Source organism: Amycolatopsis samaneae (assembly GCF_039541975.1).
GTDB lineage: Bacteria > Actinomycetota > Actinomycetes > Mycobacteriales > Pseudonocardiaceae > Amycolatopsis > Amycolatopsis samaneae.
The window spans coordinates 1-558 of record NZ_BAABHG010000054.1; the positions used below are offsets into that span (position 1 = coordinate 1).

General features: G+C 58.4%; 1 protein-coding gene. It reads right to left on the reverse strand.

Features of this window, described 5'->3' with window-relative positions; translation table 11 throughout:
• The coding region (locus ABD987_RS44530) for a TrmH family RNA methyltransferase (RefSeq protein WP_425551105.1) at window positions 1-496 on the reverse strand (496 nt) is incomplete at its 3' end.
• Window positions 497-558: the final 62 nt, after the last annotated feature.

The following is a 558-nucleotide window of genomic DNA, read 5'->3' on the forward strand; positions in this document are numbered from 1 at the left end:
CTGTATCGGGAGTCGTAAAAACGTAATCGGCTCCAGCCGCGTCTGCGGCGCGAATGATGGTACCGGCGTTGCCAGGATCCTGGACTCGTACCAACCCAGCAATCAACGCAGCTTCATCGGAGGGGACCCCTCGGGCTGCGGGCAGATTGGCAACCACAATAATGTTTTGGTGGACCACCGCATCTGACATAGCCTGTAACACCCGGTCGGTGGTCTCGGCTACAAAAACGCCATGGTCAAGCTCGGTTATAAGCTCCATCAGCTCTGGATGGGTTGAGGCCAACCGTGCAGTGTAGTAAACCTCTGCCACGGTCTGTTCGGGGGGCCAGAATTTCAGGGCCTCAACTGACAGGTCTAACAATCCCAGGTGTGCACGAAGGGCCTCACTCGCTGATTGCGGGCCTTCTGCTAAGAACCGCTGCCTCCGAATCCGGACAGCAGAACGCCCCGCCAACTGGGCGACCCGTTTGACGCGCTCAGCGTTCGGGTTGTCCATCGAGTTGACGGGGCGGCTATGCATCGAGAGAGTCGCTAGTTTTACTTAGCGGCCGGTGCGTT